Below are 25,344 nucleotides of genomic sequence, written 5' to 3'. Positions count from 1 at the left end.
AGGGGCAATTAATAGGGGCCCTCAGTGATTGGATACATCGTCACCCTGGTCAAGGTCGTCCGGTGAGACGTTTTCGGCTGGCACGCGGTACTCTTCGTTGGCCCAGGCGCCAAGATCAATCAGCTTACAGCGTTCTGAGCAGAAAGGGCGAAAAGGATTATTCTCATTCCATTCCACGGACTTCTTACAGGTGGGGCATTCTACGTTCATGGTGACCTTGTATTCACGGTGTTGAGGGTATTGAGGGCATTAAGAGCAATCAGGTGGATGCGGACGCCTTGCAGTATTGTTCCAGAACCGCCCGTAGCATTTCAATATTGACAGGCTTGGCAACAAAGGAATCCATGCCGGCCTCGCGGCAGCGCTCCTCGTCCTTCTCCATGGCACTGGCTGTCAAAGCCACCACCGGTACCGGGGTACGGTTATGGTCTTTCTCCCATCGGCGCAGGCGCCGTGTGGCTTCGAACCCATCCACCTTGGGCATGAGGCAGTCCATAAAAATCAGGTCAAAGGGGTGCCACTGCCACAGGCTGGACGCCGCCTCGCCATCATTGGCCGTCATCACATCACAGCCGAGCTTTTCCAGCAGCCGTCGTGTGAGGGTTCGGTTGACCGGATTGTCCTCTACCAGCAGCACCTTCATGCGGCCACAGGGCAGCTCCTGGCGGCGGGTGTTGTCACTGACAGCCTGCAGGGAAAAACGGGTCAGGAACCGGCGTTCGTCCTTCGCAGCATCTGCAAACAACTGATGTAGGATTGGCGTCAGGCACGACTCGCGCAGAGACTTGCTCAGAAACGCATCGGCACCGGCCTGGCGGAAATGTTCCGCGTCGCCCCGTTGGGGGTTGGACGACAGAATCATCAGCCGGGTGTGGCTCCACTCCGGATTGCTGCGTATCTGGCGGCACAGCAGGTCGCTGTCCATATCCGGCACAAACCCGTCCAGTGCAATGGCATCAAAGGGTTCGTCGTTGTCGGAGGCCAGACGCAGTGAGGTCAGTGCCTCGCCGGCGGACTTCACCGCTTCGATATCCAGCTCGTACCGCGACAGCATCTCCAGGGTAATCTTGCGGGACAGCTCATAGGAGTCCACCACCAGAATACGCTTGCCACGGATCATGCTGGTATCTGGCCGGCTGCGAGAGGCACTTTCTGCTGCCACCGGCAATGTCAGCTCCATCCAGAATGTGGAGCCATCCCCGGGTTTGCTCTCCAGGTCCAGGGAGCCACTCATCAGATGAACCAGCTGGCGGCAGATGGTCAACCCCAGGCCTGCCCCCGGAAGCTGGCGCTGGAAACGCTGGCCCAGCTGAACATAAGGCTCATACACCAGTGGAATGTCCTCCGGGTTGATGCCGACTCCGGTATCCTCCACCGCTATGCGCAGCCGCACGTTGTCATCCCGACGGCCCAGCACTTCAATGCTGATCAGCACATGGCCGGAGTCAGTGAACTTGATGGCATTGGATGTCAGGTTCAGCAGAATCTGCCGCAACCGCACCGGATCGCCCCTGAGCGCCCAGGGCAAGTTCTCGTCAATGCGCAGCTCCAGGGCCAGGCCTTTCTCCCGTGCGCGGGCGCCCAGCATATGTACCAGATCATTCAGGGTATCCCGCAGATCAAAGGGAATATCCTCCAGCACCAGTTTGCCGGCTTCCATGCTGGAGATATCCAGCAGGTCATTGATGATGGACGAAAGGCTCTCTGAGGCATTCAGCAGGGTATGAACATACTCCCGCTGTTCCTGATCCATGGGCGTGTCTGACAGCAGATTGGCGTAGCCCAGGACCGACTGCAACGGAATCCGCAGTTCATGGCTGACATTGGCGAGGAACTGGTTCTTGGCGTGGTTGGCCCGCACCGCTTCGTCCCGCTCATCCTGGGACTGAATCGAGGTCTGGCGCAGTGACTGGGTATCTTCCAGCAACTGCAGGCGCATGGTGTTGAGGGCCTGTTCCAGTTCGCTGAGCTCATCCCCGCGCCTGGGTGGCTTACGGCGAAGCTGCAGAGGTTCAATCAGCGCATCCAGATTCAGCCGGGAGGCATAATCGGCAATGGTTTCCAGGTGCCGTGACAGGGTAAGCCGCACAATAATCAGCAACCCCAGAGTGCCAAGCATCACGATCATAGACTGGAACAGCAGCGTCAGCAGAGCTCGATCCATCAGCTCGTTATGGACCGTCTCTAACGACGAGGTCACCGTCAATGTGCCCACGGCTTCGGGGTTGTCGAAAGACGCGCGGTTAAAAACCAGAGGGAAAGACTGGCTGATCACCCGGCCATCGGGATAGGTACCGGTGCTGAACTCCTCGCCACTAACGGTGACGACACGGGCATACTGGATAGCCGGAATGGCGCGCATATCGTCCAGGCTGTTGGCCACCTCGCTGTAGTTCAGCAACCACAGATTATTGCTCATGGCGCCGGACACCAGTTCAGCCGCACGAACCTGAGTATTACGCAGATCCTCCGTACGGCGCTCCAGCTCGCCAATCATCTGCACGCCCGTTGCTGCCAGCGATAGAATAAGGCTGAACAACAGAACATAAACCAGCAGCCTGGCAGCCAGTGGCCGTACACCTATTCGTCTGAATAACCGGATCGGAGGCAAGGCACGCGTTCCCTGTGTCGAAAAAACAACCGATCTGCAGTTTAACAGACAGTCAGCACTTCGACACGTTCCTGTGAATCGGCATGGACAAAGCGGAAACGTACATTCAGATCGTACAAATGCGCCCCGTAAATCCTCTCCTCATCCCGCCCCCGCCGAAACGACGGCCGCGGATCGTAACTCACCACATCCTCAATCAGCCCCCGCAGATCCGGATACTGCTCCGCCGGCAACCCCGCAAGCTGCTCCTCCGCCTCCGCGAGAAACACCACCGGCATCCGCTCCGTCGGCGCCGAATCCGCCCACCCAAGAGACGCCTCCGGCACCGAATCCGCAAACGGCAGGTACGGCTTGATATCCAGAATCGGCGTACCGTCAATCAGATCATGATCACTGATCCGCAACACCAACCGCCCGTTATCATCCCTGCCAAGCCCCTCATTCCGAACCACCGACAGCCCCAGACTGTTAGGCCGAAACGGCGACCGACTGGCAAACACCCCGATCTTTTTATTACCCCCCAACCGCGGAGGCCGAACCACCGGCCGCCACTCCGCCCGAACCGCCTCATGAAACTGAAACGTCAGCCACAGATGACTCGCCGTCTCCAACCCCCGAAACGCATCCTCCCGATCAAACGGCGGCTGGATCACCAGGTCGGCATGGGCAAACCGGGTCAACCCAGGCTGTCGGGGCACACCAAACTTGTCACGGAAGCAGGAGCGGGTAAGGGCAATGGGTGTGAGCGTTAACGCATCAATAGCAGGACGAGATGGATGGCGACTCATATTTTTAGACAACTCCGAGGTAGAGATTCAGACGGGAGCTCGGTCAGGAAATAGCAGAATCGAAACTCAAAGGCCCATCAGTAGGGCCGCTCAATGCTGCCAGAAAAATACAACTCGATCCGCAAAATCAACGAAGCCCGATCCTTGAAACTCTCATCCCGCGGAAACTCCAGCGCCGGAATAATCTCCCCAAACAACCAGTCACTGTGCAACCGATACCGATAAGTCACATCCGTAAACACCGACGTCGGCCGCCAATTCGGCTGACTCTCACCCAGAATCCCCACCCGCGGATTAAGAGTAGACCGGTTATTCAGCCGCTTATAAAAATTCGCCGTCTGGGAAAGCACGAATTTACGATCATCGTGAACCCACTCAACCTCTGAAGCCACCAGCGTATTCCAGCCATTACCCAGATCACGACCCGCACCGAACCACGACCGCGTGCCCCAGCCGTCCTGGTGGAAATAGTAAACTCGCTGCTCTACCGCCAGCTTCCAGTCCTCGCCCGGCTGCCAACTCTTCTCGGCTTTCGCCCGCCAGAAAGCGTCCGGTGGCAGCCGCAACCGAATACCCACATCGTTACTCAGATTGATTGCATCCCCAACACTGGTCAGATAACGAAGCGCACCGGTAGCCTCGGTTTCAGTGCGCTCATCCGCTGTCAGCTGCCGGCTTCGCCGCCGCTCCGAGAGGGGGATCAGCTCATCGCTCTCACTCTCGATGACCAGCCGAAGCTTTTCCTCAGTGGTCGGAATATCCAGCCGGAACCGCGCCTCCGGATCAAACTGGGCCGGGTCGCCATATTCTGATTCAGTGGCAAATCCCACCCGCAGGTAGCTCTCATTATCCGGCAACGCCTGGTTGCTGCCCGAAAGTGTACGGTCTGCCCATTCACCCAGTGCCTGAACGCGATCGCTGTGGCCGCGCTCCTGGGTCAGCACCCAGTTACTGAATCGCAGCCAATAGGAGTCCCTGGGCTCGGCCCAGTATTCGTCCGGGGAAAAGGTAAAGAACGACGGAGGCAGATTGTCAGGGGCCAGTACATTCTGCACAGCCGGGTCAGGAACAGTAAACAGTCGATCCTGCGCCGTGGAGATACCGGGGAACGCTGCAAGCAAGGCAGCACAAACATGGGGAAAGGTACGGAAAGAACGAACGCTAGCGACCAAAGGCCACCATAAACTGATTGTGTAACTCGTCAACGCGGTGCTCAACCTCAGAAACGGGCCGGCTATTGTCCACCACCTCATCAGCCTTTTGCAGCCGTTGCTCGCGTGGAATCTGTGCATCAATAATTCGCTGAACCTGATCCCTGGCATTGTCGTCCCTGGCCATCGTTCTTTCAATCTGAATATCCACCGGCACATCCACCACAACAACCTTATCGACCAGCTGGTGCTGGTCCGTTTCCAGCAACAACGGTGATACCAGCAGCACATAGGGCAGGGCATAGTCCGAGGGGTGTAGCTGCCGAACCAGTTCCTTGCGAATCACCGGGTGCAACAACCCCTCCAGCCAGGCCCGCTCCTCCGGCGCATCAAACACAACCTGCCGCAATGCCGCCCGATCCAGCCCGCCGTCCGGCAGCAGGATCTCGTTCCCGAAATGCTCCGCAATCTGCTTCAAAGCTGGCGTGCCGGGTTCCACCACCTCACGGGCAACATCGTCGGCGTCCACCCAGTGTACGCCCAGCGCGCCAAACATGCGCGCAACCGTTGATTTGCCGGAGCCGATTCCGCCTGTGAGCCCCACAACCGCCATTAAACCCCCAAATACCCATACCAAGCCGCCAAAATCTCCGCCCCAAACCAAAGGCAAAGCAACCCCGCCGCCGCCAGATACGGCCCGAACGGAATCGGCACCTCACGCCCATGCTTGCGGAACACCATCAAACTGATACCCACAACGGCACCCACCACCGACGACAACAAAATCACCGCCGGTAACAACTGCCATCCGAGCCAGGCGCCCAGCGCCGCCAACAACTTGAAATCACCATGCCCCATGCCCTCTTTGCCAGTCACCAGCTTGAACAACCAGTACACCGACCAGAGCGACAGATAACCCGCTATAGCACCCCAAAAAGCACTATCAATATCGGTCAGTACACCAAAGTAATTCAGCACCAACCCAAGCCACATCAGCGGCAAGGTTATGCTATCCGGCAACAGCTGGGTATCAAAATCAATCACCGTCAACGCAATCAGCGCCCACACCAGCAACAACGCCCACAATGCCGCCTCAGTCGGCCCCATGACAAAAACGGTCACCACCGAAAACAGCGCCGTGACCGCCTCGATAATCGGATAGCGCGGTGAAATACCGGCTTTACAGGCAGCACACTTGCCGCCCAGTACCAGATAACTGATCACCGGAACGTTTTCCCAGGCACGAATTTTGTGGCCACAGGAAGGGCAGGTGGAAGCGGGCTTCGAAAGCGTGATTGGCTCTTCCTCCTTTCTCTGCCCGTCAGGAAGCTCCAGGAACTCCTCACACTGGCAGCGCCAGTCCTGCTGCATCATCTTTGGCAGGCGCAGGATGACCACGTTCAGGAAGCTGCCGATGCAGAGGGAGAAGAGGGTAACTGCGGTGTAAAGAAGCCAGGGGGTGTTTAGGATGGGATCTAGGTATGGCATTACTGGTCCGGATTGGGGAGTTTCAAGAGGGCTTATTGTTGGATTACAGCTTCGCTTAATCCAACCTACGCTGAAGGGATACTATTGAACCGTAGGTCGGATTAGGCCCAACGGGCCGTAATCCGACAAACTGTTGTTCGACAAAACAACCAAACAAATCAAACCACCTGACCCATCTGGAAGATTGGCAGATACATACCGATAATAAGGCCACCCACCAAAACACCAAGAACCACCATAATCATCGGTTCCATCAGCGCAGTCAGGTTATCAACCATGTCGTCAACAACCCCCTCATAGTGGTCAGCAACCTTCTCCAGCATCTCGTCCAGGTTACCGGACTCCTCACCGATAGACGTCAGTTGAACCGCCATAACCGGAAACACACCGGTGGTTTTCATGGAGGCCTGAAGCTGAGTACCACTGGAAACGTCATCCTTGATCTTCATCACGGCATCGCGATAAACCGCATTACCAGTAGCACCGGCAACGGAATCGAGTGCATCCACCAGGGGAACACCAGAAGCGAAGGTGGTTGAGAGTACCCTTCCAAACTTCGCCACAGCAGATTTGTCTAGAATTTCGCCGACAATGGGAAGTTTCAATACATATTTGTCAACTAAATCGGAGAATTTCTGGGACTTCTTCTTGGCCTCCTTGAACAGGAAAACAGAGCCCACGATGCCAAGCAGCACAATAAACCACCACTTCTGCATCCATTCCGATATCCGAATAATGAATTGGGTAAATACGGGCAACTCCGCACCGAAACCTGCGAAGAGGCTCTCGAACTGAGGTACCACTTTTACCAGCAGGATCGCCGTTACAACAATGGCAACTACGATAACCGCAATCGGGTAGGTCATGGCCTTCTTGACTTTTTTCTTGAGAACTTCGGTCTTCTCAAGATACATCGCAATCCGGTCAAGCATCTGCTCCAGCGCACCGGCCTTTTCACCGGAGTCAACCAGGTTACAGTATAGGTCGTCAAAATGCTTGGGATGGCGGCGTAGGGCATTGGCAAAGCTTGTGCCTGAAGCCACATCATTGCGAATCGCCCCAATCAGCTCTTTCAACCCCTGGTTTTCCAAGCCGTCTGTAACTATGTCGAAGCTTTGAACCAGCGGTACGCCAGCCTTCATCATCGTCGCCATCTGCCTTGTAAACATGGCAATATCGAACGGCGTGATCTTCTTGCTGCCGCCGAACAACGGCTTGGGCTTTTTCTTGACCTTGTCCGGCATAATGCCCTGCTTGCGCAACTGGGCCTTAACCAACGCAAGGTTGGTACCGGATACCTCACCCTTCGATTTATTGCCTTTACGATCTCTACCTTCCCAGACGAACGCCTGAAGTTTCTCTGCTTTTGCTGCCATACTTAATCCTTCGTCACGCGGTTGGCTTCCTCAAGGCTGGTCACACCCTCCATCACTTTCTTGAGGGCAGACTGGCGAAGATTCGGGAAGCCTTCGGCCTGTGCCTGCTTTGCAATTTTAATGGAGCTGGCCTCTTCCATAATCATGTTCGCCAGCTCGTCGGTAATCTTGACCACTTCGTAAATCCCGACGCGGCCTTTATATCCTCCATTGCATTTATCACAGCCCTTGGGACGGTACAACGTGAACCCTGTATCAATTTGTTCCTGTGTGAACCCTTCGGCCAAAAGCACGTCCTTGGGGATATCCGCCGCCTGTTTACAGGAATTGCACAGTCTCCGACCCAGTCGCTGGGCAATGATCAGGCTCACAGACGTGGCGATGTTGAACGCCGGTACCCCCATGTTCATCATACGGGTCAGCGTTTCGGCGGCACTGTTGGTGTGTAGGGTAGAAAGCACCAGGTGCCCAGTTTGCGCCGCCTTGATGGCAATGTTGGCGGTTTCCAGGTCCCGAATCTCGCCCACCATGATGATGTCCGGGTCCTGACGCAGGAATGCCCTTAGTGCTTCCGCAAAACCCAGGCCGACCCTATTATTCACGTTGACCTGGTTGACCCCCTCGAAGTTGATTTCAGCCGGGTCTTCCGCAGTAGAAATGTTCCTTTCTGGCGTATTCAGGATATTCAGGCCGGTGTAGAGTGAAACCGTCTTGCCGGAACCGGTGGGGCCGGTAACCAGTATCATGCCCTGTGGTTGCTCCAGGGCGTCCATGTACAGTTTCTTTTGCTCTTCCTCGTAACCCAGGACGTCAATACCCAGCTTTGCCTGGCTAGGGTCCAGAATACGCAGAACAATTTTTTCACCCCACAGGGTTGGGAGCGTGTTCACTCGGAAATCGATCGCCTTGGTTTTGGACAGCTTCATCTTGATCCGGCCGTCCTGAGGTACCCGGCGCTCCGAGATGTCCAACTGTGCCATGATCTTTATACGGGCCGAGATCTTGGGGGCCAGCTTGATGGAAGGGCGGGACATTTCTTTGAGGATGCCATCAGTGCGATAGCGCACCCGGTAGGTCTTTTCGTAAGGCTCAAAGTGCACATCTGATGCGCCACCGCGAATAGCATCAAGCAGCATCTTGTTTACGTATTTAACAATGGGCGCGTCGTCGACATCCGTAGCCGCGACGACAGCATCATCTTCCTGCTCACCGCCTTCTGTCTCCACGCCCTCAAGGTCAGCATCGTCGAGGTCACCCATGGAGCTGTCCTGGGACTCTAGGTATTTATCAATGGCGGCACGGAGTTTGGCGTCGTCTACCAGGATGGCATCTGTACTCAGGCCGGTATTGAACTTGATCTCATCCAGTGCCTGGATATTGGTGGGGTCGGAAACCGCAATAAATAGCCGGTTCCCTCGTTTATAAAGTGGCAACGCGTTGTGCTTGCGGACCAGTTTCTCGTCAACCACCTTCTCCGGCATCATTTCCGGTAGGAAAGAGCTGAGGTCCAGCACTGACACCCCGAACTCCATGGCGGCTGAAAAGGCCAGCCCACTGCTGTTCGCCAGCTCGTTCTGAACAAGGTAAGTAATCAGTGGAATCTTGTTCTGGGAAGCCTGGATAAAGGCCTCTTTCGCGGTGGCCTCATCAAGAAGCCCGTCTTCGACAAATCGCCGGGCAAGGCCTGTCAGCGTCACATTGGAATTGTTAGTAGCCATAAAGGATTTAAGAATGCCGCCTAAGTTGCTGAAAGTTTGCTAGGTGTGAATGAACCAGAGTTTAGATGGATGGAATGGGTTTGGAAAGTAAGCGTTTGTGATGGTGGAGGTGACCAAAAGCGTCACTGGTTGACGGTGGAAGGCACTTCAGGAGTATCTTCGGTGCGTCGGATGATAAGAGATGGTTTGGCCTAGGCTGTTGATAGCATTAAGGAAATTAACAATATATTGCATTTGGCACGCGCTATGCTTAAGACCCTTTAGGCTGCTCCCGTCGGAGTGTGACTGACGAAATTTCGGAGATAAATTATGAAAAAAGTACAACAGGGTTTTACTCTTATCGAACTGATGATCGTTGTGGCGATTATTGGTATTCTGGCGGCGGTTGCTATTCCCGCCTACCAGGACTACACCGCTCGTGCTCAAGTTTCTGAAGGTGTTAGCTTGGCGGGTGGTTTGAAGAGTACCGTTAGTGATATCTGGTCAACCAAAGGCGCTTTGGACGACGCTGATAGTAATACCAACGGTTTGCCAGCAGCTGCGGACGTCAACGGTAGCTACGTAAATGACGTGTCAGTCACAGATGGCTTGATCACAGTTACGATGAAAAGTTCTGATGTTTCCGCTGGTATCCAAAGTGCAACCTTCCTGCTGAGCCCAATTACTGGCAGCGGATCTATGATTTGGACCTGTAAGACAGGCGGTGGTAGCGCTATGGACGCTAAATACCTCCCGTCAAGCTGTCGTTAATAGTTTAGTCTGAAGAACTTTGAAGGGGCACAATTGTGCCCCTTACTTTTTGGTAAATTAAAATGACTGAGCGACAGACAGCCTTACTTATCGGCTTCGGGTCATGGCTGTTGCTTTTGGGGTGTTTCCAGATATACAGTTTCGGCTTCGGTGGGGATTTCATGTTCGATGACTTCCCGAATCTGGAGCCTCTGGGTCACTGGGGTGTGGTCGATTCTTATGAAAAACTCCTTAATTACCTCGGTAGCGGTTTTTCAGGGCCGACAGGTCGCCCCGTTGCTCTCGCCTCCTTCCTGATCGACTCCAATACCTGGCCCGCTGAGCCCTATTCGTTCAAGCGCACTAACGTTCTTCTCCACCTTCTTACTGGGTGCGGTGTTCTGTTATTTTTGATCAGATTCGTGTCGCTAGCCAGACCCGAGGCACGGTCCTCTGGTCGCATTCTGCTGGCCTCCCTCTGCGTCGTCGCACTCTGGCTTCTGCATCCATACTGGGTGTCGACAACCCTGTATGTCATCCAAAGGATGGCAATACTGTCGGCGATGTTCGCCATTTTCAGTTTGTGGTGTTATCTGAACGCTCGGTATGAGGTTGCTAGATACGAACGCTTGAATGGCAAAGCAGTGATATGGATGTTTCTTGCGGGAATGCTCTTTGTTCTGGGCGTTTATTCAAAGGAAAACATCATCATCCTACCCGTATGTGTCCTGGTGCTGGAATTGTCGCTGCAGTGTCAGGCACCGTTAAAAAGCACTGCATGGCGGTGGATCATGGCAATCGGGTGTGTGTTACCTTCCGCCTTGTTGTTAGGCTACCTGATCTATCGGGGGATAAACGGGTGGGATGTGGTCGATGGTCGCCGAGGATTTTCCGTAGGTGATCGCATGCTGGCCGAGGGCAGGGTGCTCTGGATTTATCTCTCCCACATATTTATACCGCAACCTTATACAGGAGGCTTGTATACGCAGGTTGTAGCATTCGGAGACTGGTTCGGTCGGTTCCTCGGAGTACTTGGATGGTCGGCGTTCATCTTTCTCATGGTTGGTGCATGGACTCTGCGGCGCCGCTGGCCACTATTGTTTCCGGGTATAACTCTTTACGTGGTTGGTCACCTGATAGAGTCAACGGTGATTCCGCTTGAGCTTTATTTCGAACACAGAAACTATTTTCCTGGTATTTTTCTAACCTTCATTCCACTTCAATTGGCTTTTTCTAACGGTGTTCCCCGTGCTCTTATATGGATCCTGTCGTTAACGGCGTTACTGGTTTTTGCTGCATTGCTTTGGATGAGAGTCAGTCTATGGGCAGACTATCGCTCATTAGTCGAGGTTTGGGCTGACCAGTCTCCAGGTTCGGTGCGAGCGCAGCTGGAAACATCAAAATTTGCTCTTCAGTCCGGAGATCTGACGAAAGCGTTGGTGTACTTTGACAACGCGAGTGTAGCGGCGCCGGCCGATTTGCGTACAAAACTATGGGGAGTGTTTGTCGGCTGTGCTCTGGAGGGCGAGATTTCCGAGAAGTATGCGGCGGAATTGACTCATCATTTGTCATCGGCTCCGGATAGTGGTGGTATTCTTCAATACCTGACTGTGTTGGTTGAGCAGGTATCTGCCTTTGGATGTCATCGAGTCACCCATCAGCGTGTGGAGGAGTGGCTCCACGCTTACCGGAGTTCAGCGAGGACAAAGAGCAAAACGGACCGACGGGTAGAAATGCTGCTTGGCGTGAACGCGGTTAATGCCGGTTTACCTGGCCAGGCTCTTCAATATTTCAGAGAGGGCGTTTGGGGGCTCCGTTCCGTAAATTCAGGCATCCTTGCAGTATCACATCTTGCAACTGAGTCTTATCTGGATGAAGCTTCCGAACTTCTGGAGGAAGTCAGTGACTCCTATGAAGCTGGGGAGTTGGTAGGGGATGATGTTGACTATACCCGCGAAATTAACAATTTAAGGCAAACCCTCAGCAATGATTAGTTTTTCTGTTGTCATCCCGGCCAAGAACGAAGCCCCCACGATTGAGAAGGTGGTGAGAGCCACTATCAAGCTTCCTGAGTGTAGTGAGGTAATCGTCGTCAATGACGGTTCAAGTGACGATACAGGTAAAATAGCATCAGACGCTGGTGCTCGTGTAATTAGTCACCCATATTCCAAAGGAAACGGAGCCTCAGTGAAAGCCGGAGCCCGTGCAGCTACAGAGGATGTTATTGTATTCATGGATGGTGACGGTCAGCACTTGGCCGAGGATATTCCTCGATTACTGAACAAATTGGCGGATGGCTTTGATCTGGTTGTGGGCGCCCGGCAGTCTGGTTCGCAGGCAAGCATAGGAAGGGGAGTGGCAAATAAGTTCTATAATCGCCTTGCCAGCTATATGACAGGCCACAAGGTTGAAGATCTTACCTCAGGATTCAGAGCAGTGCGAAGGAAGAAATTCCTGGAATTTTTGAACCTTCTTCCGAATGGGTTTTCCTATCCAACGACATCAACGATGGCGTTTTTCAGGGCTGGATATAGCGTGGGGTACCTGGCAATCCATGCCTCGAAGCGAGTAGGGAAAAGCCATATAAGGCCGATTCAGGATGGGGTTCGATTCCTGCTGATCATTTTCAAAATCGGCACGTTATACTCTCCGCTAAAGATGTTTTTGCCGATTGCCTTGGTCTTGTTCATGTTGGGGTCGGGATATTACGGGTATACGTTCCACTATTTTGGAAGATTTACCAACATGAGTGCCTTGCTTTTCACAACGTCACTTATTGTATTTTTGGTTGGATTGGTTTCGGAACAAATCACCGCGCTGATGTACTCTGGCGGTGACAAAGATATAGATAAAGATCATAAAGGCTGAACCTTTGGTTTGTCCTACCTGCAATCATTCTGATTACCTCTCCCTCTCCTGGTTTATTGTATGATCCATATTTTCATCGGTACCAAGGCACAACTTATAAAAATGGCACCGATCATGAAGGCGCTCCGGGAGCGAGATATCCCCTATAACTTTATTCACTCAGGTCAGCATCAGGAAACCATGAGTGACATTCTCGAGGATTTCGGGCTTCCCGGACCGGATTCATATATTGTGGATGGTCCAGATATAAAAGTTAAAGCTCAAGTTCCAAAATGGATCCACCTTTGTGAAAAGCGTACCAGGCGCTCATCGGACTGCTGGGTCGGTCGTAGCAAGCGTTGTAGTGATATTGTGTTGGTCCACGGTGATACTCTCTCTACTCTGGTGGGGGCTTTGGCAGCAAAACGAATGGGCTTCAAGTGTGGCCACATAGAGAGTGGGCTCAGGTCTTTCAACATCTTCCATCCGTTCCCGGAGGAGTTGGTGCGGCTAATGACTTTCAGGCTGGCGGATGTGCTGTATTGTCCCGATGATGCTTCGATCAGCAATGTTGCTTCATACGGTAAGAGGGTCGTTCATACGCATGGTAATACCATGCTTGATGCCACACGTCTTGCTGTCACAATGAGTCGTCATTCTGATCGCTCTGACTATGGCATTGCTTCAATTCACAGGTACGAGAATATTTTTCACGCTGAGCGCTTCAGGTGGATTGTAGAAGCGGTCATTGAGATTTCGCGTAATCACAAAATTCTTTTTATTATGCATCCGCCGACTGAGCAGCGGCTTAGAAGTAACGGGCTATATGAACGTCTTGATGCAGAGCCGGGAATCGAACTTCGAAAGCGATTGAGTTACTTTGAGTTTGCAGGTTTTTTGGCTCAGGCGAAATTCCTGATCACAGACGGTGGCAGTAATCAGGAAGAAAGTAGTTATCTGGGACTACCGTGCCTCGTAATGCGAAAAGGTACTGAGCGCAGAGAAGGCATCGGTAAAAATGTTGTACTCTCGAACTACTCAAAGGAAATAGTTCGAGATTTTTTTGCAAAGCTGGAAAATTATCGCACACCTATTTCCCTGAGTCATACAAGCCCATCTGAAATTATTGTTAACGATTTAAGGCCTTACTACTAATGTGTCTTGGTCTCGCCATGTCATGGCAAACCTGAATTGCCCGGTTCTTCCAAGTATGTTTATCCCGAAGCTCCATCAACTCTGCTCTTTTGGCCTTAATTAGCTCAGGCTGTTCTGCAAGTCCTTGAAGAAATTCAGCAACGTCCTCTATTTTTCTGACCCAGCCAAGGCCTTCTGACTCCACTATCCGGGCGGTTTCACCACCAGAGGTGCACAAGATGGGTAGTCCGAAACCAATTGATTCATAAATCTTGATAGGTACCGAGAAGTCGAGATAGCTGCCCTGGCTTCGAACAACAGCAAACAGATCACTCACGGCATACAGCGAATCAAGTTCCTTGCCAGAGCAGTGCACAACATCGATCCTGTCTGTGATAAAGGGCCTATATAACTCGCTGACTCTATTCCATTCCTTTTTTCGACAACATATCGTTAACGATGTGTGTGCCTTTGTTTTCTGAATGGCCGCAAGCAAAGGTCGCAGGTCGTATGTGGGCGGCTCAATACCCCCTACGTAGAACAACTTTAGCGCACCAGCACACTGAGGTACGTTATCGGTGTCTGATATCTCGGCGCCTGGCGGCAGGTATCTGACGTTTGGGAATCTGTTCATCCAGGGCAATACAGTACCCATGGCCGCTGAGGGAAGGTAAAGCGTATCGAGGTATCTTGTATGCTGCCACCAGTCGTACCAATAGAGGGGGATAGTTACCATGCGACCCCACCAGGGGAGCATTTCCCTGTAAGATTTGTCTCGCCAGTAGACATCCCTGTTAAACATTGATACCGGTACCCCGTGCCTATTGCAGAACGCCAGAAAGCTATGGTCAAGAAGCGGGTGCAAAGGCAGGCGGTGAGCTTCAGACATTGCAAATGGGATGGTCAGGTTCTCGGAATAGACAAAATCGAACCTCTCACCGTTACGTATGCGTAATCTGGTGTGTTGCATGATCTCAGAACGAGTGCGGGCATCACCGGTGACTTCAATTACGGTGGCTCCCAACTCTTGGAAAGCCTTAAGCATTTTATAGGGGCGGACCTGGCTTCCCGAGAGACCATTCTCCGTAATAGGTCGAGGATGATGGTAAATGACCTTGAGCTTAGAATGATCTGTCGGCATGAAGTCCCTTAGCTGCGGCATACGTCAGGTAAGTAGAGTGCCTCAACGGTTGTACCCGCAGCGGATGAGCAATATACAGCCAGTCCTGTACTCGATCCAATAAACTTAAATATTAGTTTATTGGTCGCACTGCTACCTGTTGAGCCGCCTATATCCTTTATTGTTACACCGAGAGTCACTTCGTTCGGAGTTCCCGGGCTGCTGCTGGAGTTTGCGCTAATAACGATGGGCAAGCCCGCCAAGTTATTGCGCAGAGTTGTCAAAAGCGACGACCCAGTGTCGGGCATAGTACCTTTGCTGGTGTAATGGTCAAGTATTGCAGGCTTTGCCGCCGTGATTGCTTCCACAGGTTCAGTCAGCTTGGCGCGAATAACGTAGGACTGATAAGTAGGAATGGCTGTAGCCGCCAGAATACCGATAATCGCTACAACGATCATCAACTCAATCAGAGTAAAACCTTTGTTCAAGCTCACCTCAAATACTCCGGAACTCACAGTAATGCCTGGACTTAAGCAGGTACTGTGCCATCGCTAAGTATTTGACAGGACTTGGGCTATCAATGGATATGCAAGCAACACTGACGCATAAGGGCAGATTTTGTTGCTTAAGTTATGACATTTTTTGTCTGCTAGGAAGTGCGCAAGGGATGAGGTCAAACCTCCACCTCATCAAACAACTCCGCCACCTCAACATCCCACCCAAACTTGTCCCTAATCCGCTTTCTCATTACATCACTAGCCACAATCTCACCATGAGTAATGTAAACCTTCTCAGGCTTCAATGTCCCAGCCTCAAGCCACTGCAGAATTTCCTCATAATCCCCATGAGCCGACAGCGAATCGAGGTTATGCACCTCGGCCTTCACAGGCCAGTACTCGCCATGAATTTTCACCGATTCCGCTCCGTTCACCAGCGCATCCCCACGGGTACCTGGCGCCTGGAAGCCAGCAAACACTATGCTGTTACGCGGATTGGGCAGCAGCGTCTTCAAATGGTGTAGCACACGACCACCGCTGGCCATGCCGCTGGCAGAGATGATAATACAGGGATAACGCACGCTGTTGAGTTCGATGGACTCATCCACAGTGCGAACAAACTCAGTGTTGTCGTCGATCATTCCGCACTGGCCAGCACTGAGCTTGTGTTCCTTGTGATGTCTGGAAAAGATCTCGGTGGCCTTTATCGCCATGGGGCTGTTCAGGTACACCGGCATTTTCGGTATGCGGCCTTCGCCCATAATCTTGTGGATCAGATACAGCAGCATCTGTGCGCGGCCCACAGCAAAGGAGGGCAAAAGCACGATACCGCCGCGCCCCGCGGTTTTGGTGATAATGTCAGCCAGTTCCGATTCCGGGTCGCTTTGTGCGTGCAACCGGTCCCCATAGGTGGATTCACACACCAGCACATCCGCCTTGGTGATAGGCTCCGGCGCCCGCATGATCACATCGTCCTGCCGGCCCACGTCGCCGCTGAATACGACCGTGCGGTCGCTTTCCCGGTGATGGACGTGCACACAGGATGACCCCAGAATATGCCCGGCCGGAGTGAAGGACACCTCCATCCCTTTAACCGGTTCGAATCGCTCATGGAAATGCAGGGATTCGAAGTGCTTCAAGGCTTCGTGGGCATCCTTGACGGTAAACAGTGGTTCGGGCTTGTCGTGTTTGGAAAATCCTTTGCGGAAGGCGTATTTGGCGTCTTCTTCCTGCAGGTAGCCGGCATCGGGCAGCAAAACCTTGCACAGCTCATGGGTAGCCTTGGTGCAGTATATCTTGCCATTGAAGCCGTTTTTCACCAGCGCGGGCAGGTAGCCGGTATGGTCGATATGGGCATGGGTCAGAACCACCGCATTGATAGACGAAGGCTCCACGGGAAACTTCGCCCAGTTGCGTTTGCGCAGGTTCTTCACGCCCTGGTACATGCCACAGTCCACCAGCAGCCGGTGTTTCTCGTCCGACAGCAGATAGCGTGAACCGGTTACCGTGCCTGCAGCGCCAAGGAATTTCAGCTTCATGAAGTCATCCTTGCATTAGTTTTGATGTGTTGTGCCACTATCGCCCATAATAGCGCAAAAGTTATTGATCTGACGCAGGAAGCCAACCCCCATGCACTACAGCTCCATCCTCCCGGACGTTCTCAAAATCGCCGATGCCGCCAGTGAAAAAGTCCTCAGCATCTACATGACGGACTTCAAAGTGGACTATAAAGCTGACGAGTCGCCGATTACCGCAGCAGACGTTGCCAGCCATCGGGTGATTGTGGCGGGCCTGCGCAACCTCAGTCACGATATCCCCGTGCTATCAGAAGAGGGCGCCGAAATTCCCTGGAGCGAGCGTAAACAGTGGCACCGGTTCTGGTTGATTGACCCTGTCGACGGCACAAAGGATTTCACCCAACGCACCGGCGAGTTCACCGTTAACATCGCTCTGATTGAAAACGGCGAGCCTATTCTGGGCGTCGTGACGGCTCCGGCGCTCAAGGAAGCCTACTGGGGCCTGAAAGGCGAGGGCGCCTACAAGCGAGACCGCACCGGGCGGGTGCATCGCATCAGTGTGGCGACGCCAGGTGAGACCAAGCGCATTGTCGCCAGCAAGAATCACCTCAATGAAGAAACCAGAGCCTTTATCGACAAGCTCGGCGCTCACGAACTAGTGCAGGCGGGCAGTTCCCTCAAATTCTGCAAAATCGCCGAAGGCCATGCGGATATCTATCCCCGTCTGGGGCCCACCTGCGAGTGGGATACCGGTGCGGCCCATGCCGTGTTGTCGGCTGCAGGCGGCAAGGTGGAAACGCTGGATGGCGAGCCACTAAAGTATGGCAAGGAGGACGTGCTGAACCCGTTCTTTGTGGCCGCTGGCAACTGTTATAAATGAACGAGAGAGTCTGGATCGTGACATAGGCGGTGTTCTCGTTGCCTTGCCGGGTTTGGGGTTACATTCTCCGGACTGATCGTTATAATCACCCAGGCTCAGGATGAGCCGTTTGTTGATTGACTCACATTCCAGACCTCTTCAGGGATCGAAGACATGCCCCAGGCAACCGGACTGCAGTTCACGGCCACCCTTGGCCAACTCCCCAAAGACCTGTTCGCGGTCGTCCGCTTTGAACTGACCGAAACCCTTTCGACGCTATGCCATTGCAAGCTGGAACTGGCCAGTACCTCGCCGATTATTGCCGCTGAGGAAGTGCTGGAGCAGCCCGTGGAGCTGGTGGTCTGGCAGGACGGCGTGCCCCTGCGGCGCTTCCACGGTGTGATCAACGAATTCGCCCGGGCCGACTCCGGCCACCGCCGCACCCGCTACGAGGTCACCGTCCAGCCCCCACTGTGGCGCCTGGGTATGATGCACAACAGCCGCATCTTCCAGACCCAGGCCACCGACGCCATCGTGCGCACCCTGTTGGAAGAGCGGGGCATCATCGACACGGTGTTTGATCTGAAACGCCCCCCCGAAGAGCGGGAATACTGCGTCCAGCACCGGGAAAGCGACCTGGCCTTTGTCGAGCGATTAGCTGCCGAAGAAGGCTGGCATTACCGATTTAATCACGGTGATGTGAATGGCGAAGAACCACCCGCCCTGACCATCGCAGACCACCACGGCGACGCCCCCAGGCTCGACCCGGTGGAATACAACGGCAAGGCCGGTGGTAGCAGCCGCCAGAGCGCCGTCTTCCAGTTCAGCTACCGGGAACGCATCAAAGCCGCCTCCGTGGCCATGAAGGACTACACCTTCAAGAACCCGGCTTACGCGTTAATGCACGAACACCAGGCCGATAAGCTGGATGCCCAGCGCGAAGACTACCAGCACTACGACTACCCCGGCCGCTTCAAGGCCGACGCCAGCGGCCAGCCCTTCACCGAAAAACGCCTAGATTCCCTCAGGAACGACGCCACCACCGCCAACGGCCAGAGCAACCGCCCCGACTTCACCGTGGGCGCCAAAGTCGAGCTCACCGAACACGACAACCAGACCCTGAACCGGGAGTGGCTGTTCACCAGCATCACCCACACCGGCAACCAGCCCCAGGCTCTGGAAGAGGAGAGCGGCGGTGGTGGCACCACCTACCACAACGCCTTTAACGCCATTCCCGCGGACCGCACCTGGCGGCCACAGATCAACCACCGTCCACTGATGGACGGCCCCCAGATCGCCATTGTCACCGGCCCGGAAGGCGAAGAGATTCACTGCGATGAACACGGCAGGGTAAAAGTAAGGTTTCCCTGGGATCGATACTCCAAGAACGACGAACACAGCAGCGCCTGGCTGCGAGTCAGCCAGGGCTGGGCTGGCGGCCAGTACGGCTTCATGGCACTCCCGAGAATCGGCAACGAAGTCATCGTTTCTTTCCTCGATGGCGACCCGGACCAGCCCATTATTACCGGTAGAACCTACCACGCCACCAACACACCGCCGTACGCGCTGCCGGAACACAAGACACGCACCACCCTCAAAACCCAGACCCACAAGGGCGAGGGCAGTAACGAACTGAGGTTTGAAGACGAAGCCGACAAAGAACAGATCTACATCCACGCTCAGAAAGACCTGGATCTGCTGACGGGAAATAACCGCACCGAGGTCATCAAAAATGACAGCCACCGAACGGTGGAGAGCAACCAGTTCAGTCACATCAGGGGCAATGACCACGCCACGGTTGATGGCGAGAAGCGGGAACAAACCGGAAAGGACCACAGCTTCAATGTCACCGGCACTCTGCACCTGAAAGCTGGCACTGCGTGGCTCAGCGACTCCGGTACCGAACTGCACATCAAGTCCGGACAGAAAGCCGTTATCGAAGCCGGTGCGGAAATCACCCTCAAAGCTGGCGGCAGCTTTGTGAAGATTGATCCCAGTGGCGTTGCTATGGGTGGGGCCGCCATCAAGCTCAATGCGGGGGGCTCGCCGGGTAAGGGGAGTGGGCAGAAGGTTCAGGTGCCGGAGAGGCCGGGGCTAGTGGAGGAGAATGGTGGGGCAGTGGCGCCGGTAGAGATTGCGGATGTTGATCAGCGGATGGATGCCAGTGCCTCACCAATCAGCCCGGATGCACTCTTAATGGCCGCGTCTGCTCGAACACCGGCACAGCAAATGTGCAAGAAGAAGATGGATGGGACCTGCGATGTTGTCGACTGCCCCTGCGTTGGATAGACCGAAGTCTTTGTTGGTTTTTGACCAGACTCTCAAGGATTCTCGGGTGGCAACCCGGGAGTGTTGCCTGCTAATCATTGATGCCGCGCGATACGACGAAGGGGATGTGCTCAGACAGATTTACGCCCTGGATGACACTCCGGATTGGTTCTGGCTATTCGACGAAACGCCTTTTGAACAACACAAAAACGCCGGTCCAATTGTTGTTAAGACCACCCTCGATAGTCCGCTTTGTCAGCGTGCCGTATCTCAATGGGGAACTGATGAGGCATTGGCGATCCTGGTGTCAGGGCGTGAACAGGGTTCAGCGCTGACGGGTATTCGCAAAAGCCTGATGATCCATTTCGAAACCTACGGCCCCTGTTTCGTGCGGCCGTATGATGGGCGTTTTCTCGAAGTTCTGAATACATGCCTGCCCGAGGCAGTGGGCAGCCTGATCGGCGAAGACGATCTACTGATCTGGGCCACTAGTTACGGGGAAGGAACGCATTGGTCGAGCGCAAGGGGAGCCAGCACGGAAACGGAGGGGTTGCATGCTTACCAGCCAAGCTCCTTTGAAAGGCTGTTGACCTGGGTAAGTGGTTGGTCCCGATGCATGGCCATCGCGAATCAGCAACACACTGCAAGTCATCGAATCCGGATTATTCGTGAATTGTGGTCTGCTGGCCATAAGTGTCCCGAATCCGATGCCGAGCTAGGCGCGCTGTGGCAACACTCGGAACTGGAATTCCGCGGACTATATGAAAAAGGACTTTAGCAATGTCAGCCATTAAGCCACCACCTTGCACACCGTCGCGCACCTTTTGGCTGGAACTGGTTGGAGAGGAATCCCTGGGCGGGCACCATTACTGTTTGCTGGACCACGAAGCGGAGAACCCTTCTCCAGAGCCAATGGAGCCCTGTGCCGATCACGGTGGGCGAATGGGGCCCATTCTGGCCGGCCATGCAGAAGCACCTGCGCAACGGTCCCTGGTCCTGGAACTCCATGGCGATGAAAAAGTCGTGGTACCTGTGATAGACCGGGAACAGGTTGCGCCTGTAACGCTCCGGCCTCCCCAGAGGAATTTCCAGGACAGCCTGATGGTGGCGGTACATCCCACTGTGTTCTGTGATGCCGGCGAACTGAGCTGCCCACGCCCCATGACTGGTTATGAGGAGAGTGTGGCGGCGCCGCTGCGAACCGGGTGGGTGTACGTCTTTTTCCAAGGGCGCCTGTGGCGCGAACTGTTTGTGGTCACCGCTGAGGAATCGGCGCCATTACTACGGGATACGGACCTGGCACGATTCCGACAGGCCGGCGAGGAAGACAGAAACGAACGGCCTCCCGTAGGCCCCGAAGTGGACACAGTACACATACCGGCCCGGCTCCTTGGTCAGGACGTATACGATGATGTGGAGCTGGCATTCAGCGATACCCAGTGGTCGTGGCAGCACATTGAAGCATTGGAAACCGACGACATGCTCCGTGGCAGCCGATGCCGTAATGCCCGTGCCATAAAGGGCTTCCTGGACCGGATACCCGGAGGCATGTTCCCTGACTGGCACCGAGTTGATGAACTTGTTCCCATGCGTGCCCGGGACAACCCGCTGGAACGGGACATTTTCATGCCGAGCCAGTGGCTGCGTGATATCGATGGCAGCGACACCCAGAGAACGATGGATGAGATGGTTACCCAGCGGGACGCCATTGAATCTGATGAAGCTGTTGTCGATGCCGACATGGATATCTACCCGCAGATTCTGGTTCCACGCTGGCGACACCTGCACCTGAAAGGAGAAGCGCTGCCGGAGATTACCGAAGGCGTGGACGTATTCGAGACACTGCGTGACCGCCAACTATTATCCCTGACATTACGGGACCCCCTGTTTGCGGCCAGGCACCTGGTTCAGCATATGAATGAAAGCCTGGCGCTTCTCCTGGCGTTGGTGGACAACATCAAGAAGCGGCCCCACGGCGTAACAGCTGAACTGTTTCATAACAATTTCCGGCGAGAGGTGCTTCCGAATGGCTCCAGCAACCCTCTGCACATTGAGGGGAGCTGGTTCGATAGCCGACTGGATGACAGCGAAGATGGGCGCCTCCTGCGTACCGTCTACGAGGTGGAGCGCGCAGCCCTGCGCCGCTACCTGATTGAGGCCCAGGGCGCTGTTGTACGCCTGATGGAAGACACACGCGCTGAGAACCTGACGGAAGCGCTGCGTGATCTCTTCAATGCCGAGGCCGGTAACGATGTAGCCGGGTACGTTCAAGCCGGCCCTCTGCTCCAGGCCCTGACGATGCCGGTAGGCAGGGCCGACCCCCTGTTGTTGCCCCAGGACGCGGGCCGGATGAAAGCCAGCGGCGCGGAGGGCCTTAACGAATCCCTGATTGTGGGTGGGCACGCATTGGCGGCGCTGCTGTTGCCTTTCAAAGACCCGTCCGACGCATTGCCCGGCGATGCCACCGGTGAAAAGCTCCGTACCATGGTCAGCGCACTCCAGGATCGCGAACAACCCATGCGAGTAGCAGAGGCCAATGTGCTGCGCAGCCTCTCTGACCACGTTGATGACACCAGTGCACCAGAGGCCTCAGAAGTATTCTCCGATACTCGCTTCGGCATGCACGCGTTATCCGCGCCTTTCGCGGAACTCAGTCAATGGTGGCTTGGTGGTGTGCAGGAAACCCTCTTGAAGAAAGGCGTTGCTTTTGAAGCAAAGGTCAGCCAAGTGAAAGGGGCATTCGAAGGCTTCGCTGAAGCCGCCATACCTGGGAAAACCACCCTTCAGTTGAACAGTGCCGAGGATGGCAGGCTTTATACGCTGCTCGATATGGTGGATGAACAGGGGCATACCCTGACCTCCGGCGCTGCGGTGGGTGCAACACTGAAGCTGGCTGACAGTCAGGCTTTTGATGAAGTGGTTAGGCGGCGCCCTGTTGGTCAGTTTTTCCATACGGCTTCGGTGAGCCCGATAGCATTGCCGCCGTTTCTGGTGATGCTGGATGTGTTCAATTTTTGGAATGCACTCAATTATTCTGGGGATGGGCCACGTTATGGAGCAGGGTTCATGAGTGCTGCGTTAGATCTGCTCGTCAGTTCCGGCCAGTTACTTTCTGTCCTACCACAACGAACCGCTTGGCTTGGTAAACAGGTTGGTACGTGGAAACAGGAAGCTAAGTGGTTTTCTGCCATGGCTGGAAGCGTCAAGATTAAAGCCTCGGAGGGATATGCGGAAAAGGTTATCCGCAACAAACTGCAGGCCGCAGGCTGGGTAGCAGGTATGTTTACTGTTTCCATAATGACGTGGGATGCGGCAGCTAACGCCTTCCAGGGCCGACTGAAACTGGCCTCAGCCGACCTGACCAAGGCGGTGGGGGTGGGCGTCATGACCAACTCCGACATCATTGCCGGCCGAATTCTCACCCCCATGGGGCGCCAGTTGGTGCACCGTACCGGTGAGCGAGCAGTGGCAGCGGCGCTGTTATCCCGGGCCGCTGCGACGATAGGCTGGGGAGGTACGGTCAGCGCGGGCTGGGTGACCGTGATTGGTCTGGGTATCTATGGGTTGGGTGAATGGCTGTATTACGAAATCAAAGACGATGCCATCAGCAACTGGTTGCGGGGCGGCCCGTTCTCGGGAAGCCTGGAAGATCAACACCCGGAACTGCTGGAAGAGGATGCCGCGTACCTGGGGCTCCTTAAATCCATGATGCCCCTGTCGATAACGAGGGTAACCGGGGCCGGGCTGGACAGCTTCCTGCGGGAGAATGGCCTGTCGCCGTGGCGGGGCGCGGCAGAATCCGTGTTTTCCTTTTCCGCTCCGGCAATGGCCATCTCGGGCGAGCCGGTAACCATCGAATGGGAACTGGAATACGAACGCACCCATTACCAGGCACTCGGCCGGGCCGGTACGAAGACGCTTGCCTCCAGGAGTGGCAATACCCGCCACGTCGACTACCGGTTCGACGGCAGCCACACCATCCATTTCGTGGTGTCGGAGGCCCAGCTCCCTGAAATGGCCCCGAACGAACACAATCACGAATATGTGGCCACGCGCTATTCGGTGAAAAGCCTGGAACTCACCTTCCAGGTCAAGGTCTGGGATCGCCGGCAGGAAACCTATACGATTCGGGAAGTCAGCGAACAGCTCTCCGACCTGGACATCAAACACCATGCAAGCCGGTAACGAATCAATGGCTACATACGTATCGAGCGCCTATCGCCGGGATGCCATTCCCGAGCAGGCTCCCCTGAAGGACATCAGTGGGTTTGCCAAGTCCCTGGAGGCTGGGGATTTCATTGAGCGGTTGCCTTGGGGTGATTATAGCCACCTTAACATCCATGTTCGTCCGCAATATGTTAAATCCCATCAAGAAAGACTCAAGACGGGAGGGGCCGGTTGGGTTGGCCCCGAGTGGACGCATGAGAAAAAACCCTCTGACTTCGTCAAAACTCGCTGGCAGCTTCTGCTGATGCTTGCGGGTGCTTTTGCAGACTATGGAATGCTAAAGCTTTTGTTGTTCTGTTCAGTATTGGCGGATATCGCGACCATCATCAAATTTGAAAGTTATTCGGTAATGACGTTAGTGGTGCTCGGTCTTCACCTGCTTTTCCGCTACCCCTTCACGTGGTTCCTCGAACGGCATCCAGGATTCATTGTCAAGGACCTGGGCTGCGGCTTCTTCCGGAGTACCGGCATGGTGAAGTTTCGTACCTGGCGTGAAGAAACCTTCGAAGCGCCGTTTATCGAGTTTGATCCCTACATCTCGTTCCACGTGAACCCCAAGGGCCCGGTGAGCTACAAGCTGCTCCTGCGCCACCGTTACACCGGTTGGCAAACCACTGTGGCCCAGGTGGCGGATATCCACAAAGTAGAGCTGTATGCACACTGGGACGAACTCCAGCGCTATATGGACGTTAGCCAGCCACTACCGGATGTTCCAACCTTAGAGAAGTTCCGTCCACTGGACCCCACCACAGCGGAGTACGATGCAGCGGGTAAGCGCGGACGCCCGGCAAACCATTGGGCGACGCTGGACATGGCATGGTGGGAGGAAGAAGGTTATCCGGCGCACCTGAAGAAGATTCGGGAATTTCCCTGGTCGACGCTGGAAGACCGGATGGAGAAAAGCGTGCCCAACCTGGCCCAGGGGGCCATGGTTTAATAACGGCCACATCGACTGCCGGTTCGACGGCAGCCACACCATCCATTTCGTGGTGTCGAAGGCCCAGCACCCCACCG

20 protein-coding genes are annotated in these 25,344 nt (G+C 54.7%); 9 read left to right on the top strand and 11 right to left on the bottom strand.

The window, feature by feature from the left end:
• Positions 1-21 precede the first annotated feature (21 nt).
• The 8 genes from yacG to pilB all read right to left on the bottom strand — a co-directional run bounded on the left by yacG (position 22) and on the right by pilB (position 9,132).
• Positions 22-210 (bottom strand): DNA gyrase inhibitor YacG, encoded by a 189-nt coding sequence (yacG, locus tag FDP08_RS06025; protein WP_137435090.1) that lies wholly within the window; start codon positions 208-210, stop codon positions 22-24.
• A gap of 49 nt (positions 211-259) precedes the next feature.
• Positions 260-2,611, bottom strand: coding sequence for a hybrid sensor histidine kinase/response regulator (locus FDP08_RS06020; RefSeq protein WP_137435089.1), 2,352 nt, complete (start codon positions 2,609-2,611; stop codon positions 260-262).
• A 41-nt stretch (positions 2,612-2,652) separates the two neighbouring features.
• On the bottom strand, positions 2,653-3,399 hold the full coding sequence (gene tsaA / locus FDP08_RS06015) for a tRNA (N6-threonylcarbamoyladenosine(37)-N6)-methyltransferase TrmO (protein ID WP_137435088.1): 747 nt from the start codon (positions 3,397-3,399) through the stop codon (positions 2,653-2,655).
• Between the two features lie 77 nt (positions 3,400-3,476).
• Positions 3,477-4,520 (bottom strand): hypothetical protein, encoded by a 1,044-nt coding sequence (locus FDP08_RS06010; RefSeq protein WP_228263242.1) that lies wholly within the window; start codon positions 4,518-4,520, stop codon positions 3,477-3,479.
• 40 nt (positions 4,521-4,560) lie between these two features.
• On the bottom strand, positions 4,561-5,163 hold the full coding sequence (gene coaE / locus FDP08_RS06005) for a dephospho-CoA kinase (protein ID WP_137435087.1): 603 nt from the start codon (positions 5,161-5,163) through the stop codon (positions 4,561-4,563).
• Positions 5,163-6,038: a prepilin peptidase gene (locus tag FDP08_RS06000; RefSeq protein ID WP_137435086.1), complete on the bottom strand. Its 876-nt coding sequence runs from the start codon at positions 6,036-6,038 to the stop codon at positions 5,163-5,165. The genes coaE and FDP08_RS06000 overlap by 1 nt, the downstream gene beginning before the upstream one ends.
• A gap of 158 nt (positions 6,039-6,196) precedes the next feature.
• Positions 6,197-7,414, bottom strand: coding sequence for a type II secretion system F family protein (locus tag FDP08_RS05995; protein WP_137435085.1), 1,218 nt, complete (start codon positions 7,412-7,414; stop codon positions 6,197-6,199).
• A 2-nt stretch (positions 7,415-7,416) separates the two neighbouring features.
• Complete coding sequence (pilB, locus tag FDP08_RS05990) at positions 7,417-9,132, bottom strand: type IV-A pilus assembly ATPase PilB (protein ID WP_137435084.1); 1,716 nt, start codon at positions 9,130-9,132, stop codon at positions 7,417-7,419.
• 309 nt (positions 9,133-9,441) lie between these two features.
• On the opposite strand from pilB, the gene FDP08_RS05985 reads away from it, so the two are divergent.
• The 4 genes from FDP08_RS05985 to FDP08_RS05970 all read left to right on the top strand — a co-directional run bounded on the left by FDP08_RS05985 (position 9,442) and on the right by FDP08_RS05970 (position 13,863).
• Entirely contained in the window at positions 9,442-9,882 is a 441-nt protein-coding gene (locus FDP08_RS05985) for a pilin (protein ID WP_137435083.1), read from the top strand.
• Positions 9,883-9,944: 62 nt separating this feature from the next.
• Positions 9,945-11,855, top strand: coding sequence for a hypothetical protein (locus tag FDP08_RS05980; protein ID WP_137435082.1), 1,911 nt, complete (start codon positions 9,945-9,947; stop codon positions 11,853-11,855).
• Positions 11,848-12,729 (top strand): glycosyltransferase family 2 protein, encoded by an 882-nt coding sequence (locus FDP08_RS05975; RefSeq protein WP_137435081.1) that lies wholly within the window; start codon positions 11,848-11,850, stop codon positions 12,727-12,729. Before FDP08_RS05980 ends, FDP08_RS05975 begins: the two co-directional genes overlap by 8 nt.
• A 60-nt stretch (positions 12,730-12,789) precedes the next feature.
• Positions 12,790-13,863 (top strand): UDP-N-acetyl glucosamine 2-epimerase, encoded by a 1,074-nt coding sequence (locus tag FDP08_RS05970; RefSeq protein ID WP_137435080.1) that lies wholly within the window; start codon positions 12,790-12,792, stop codon positions 13,861-13,863.
• Here the strand turns inward: FDP08_RS05970 and FDP08_RS05965 are convergent.
• From FDP08_RS05965 to FDP08_RS05955, 3 genes are all read right to left on the bottom strand, one after another.
• Positions 13,838-14,983: a glycosyltransferase gene (locus FDP08_RS05965; protein ID WP_170978977.1), complete on the bottom strand. Its 1,146-nt coding sequence runs from the start codon at positions 14,981-14,983 to the stop codon at positions 13,838-13,840. The genes FDP08_RS05970 and FDP08_RS05965 overlap by 26 nt on opposite strands.
• 8 nt (positions 14,984-14,991) lie before the next feature.
• On the bottom strand, positions 14,992-15,456 hold the full coding sequence (locus tag FDP08_RS05960; protein WP_137435078.1) for a pilin: 465 nt from the start codon (positions 15,454-15,456) through the stop codon (positions 14,992-14,994).
• A 179-nt stretch (positions 15,457-15,635) separates the two neighbouring features.
• Positions 15,636-16,997: an MBL fold metallo-hydrolase gene (locus tag FDP08_RS05955; RefSeq protein WP_137435077.1), complete on the bottom strand. Its 1,362-nt coding sequence runs from the start codon at positions 16,995-16,997 to the stop codon at positions 15,636-15,638.
• 91 nt (positions 16,998-17,088) lie between these two features.
• Here FDP08_RS05955 and cysQ point away from each other — a divergent pair, with 91 nt between their 5' ends.
• From cysQ to FDP08_RS05930, 5 genes are all read left to right on the top strand, one after another.
• A complete protein-coding gene (cysQ, locus tag FDP08_RS05950) occupies positions 17,089-17,856 on the top strand; it encodes a 3'(2'),5'-bisphosphate nucleotidase CysQ (protein WP_137435076.1) in 768 nt (255 codons plus the stop codon).
• A 153-nt stretch (positions 17,857-18,009) separates the two neighbouring features.
• Positions 18,010-20,124: a type VI secretion system Vgr family protein gene (locus FDP08_RS05945; protein WP_137435075.1), complete on the top strand. Its 2,115-nt coding sequence runs from the start codon at positions 18,010-18,012 to the stop codon at positions 20,122-20,124.
• A gap of 46 nt (positions 20,125-20,170) precedes the next feature.
• Positions 20,171-20,881, top strand: coding sequence for a DUF4123 domain-containing protein (locus FDP08_RS05940; RefSeq protein ID WP_170978976.1), 711 nt, complete (start codon positions 20,171-20,173; stop codon positions 20,879-20,881).
• 2 nt (positions 20,882-20,883) lie between these two features.
• The gene (locus FDP08_RS05935) at positions 20,884-24,288 is read left to right on the top strand and encodes a hypothetical protein (protein WP_137435073.1); all 3,405 of its coding nucleotides are present in this window, start codon (positions 20,884-20,886) and stop codon (positions 24,286-24,288) included.
• The gene (locus FDP08_RS05930; protein WP_137435072.1) at positions 24,275-25,267 is read left to right on the top strand and encodes a hypothetical protein; all 993 of its coding nucleotides are present in this window, start codon (positions 24,275-24,277) and stop codon (positions 25,265-25,267) included. The genes FDP08_RS05935 and FDP08_RS05930 overlap by 14 nt, the downstream gene beginning before the upstream one ends.
• The last annotated feature ends 77 nt before the right edge of the window (positions 25,268-25,344 follow it).

This window comes from Marinobacter panjinensis, assembly GCF_005298175.1.
GTDB classification, from domain to species: Bacteria; Pseudomonadota; Gammaproteobacteria; order Pseudomonadales; family Oleiphilaceae; genus Marinobacter; species Marinobacter panjinensis.
The sequence above is the reverse complement of the archived record's forward strand: the minus strand, read 5'-3'. Positions and strand labels throughout refer to the sequence as shown.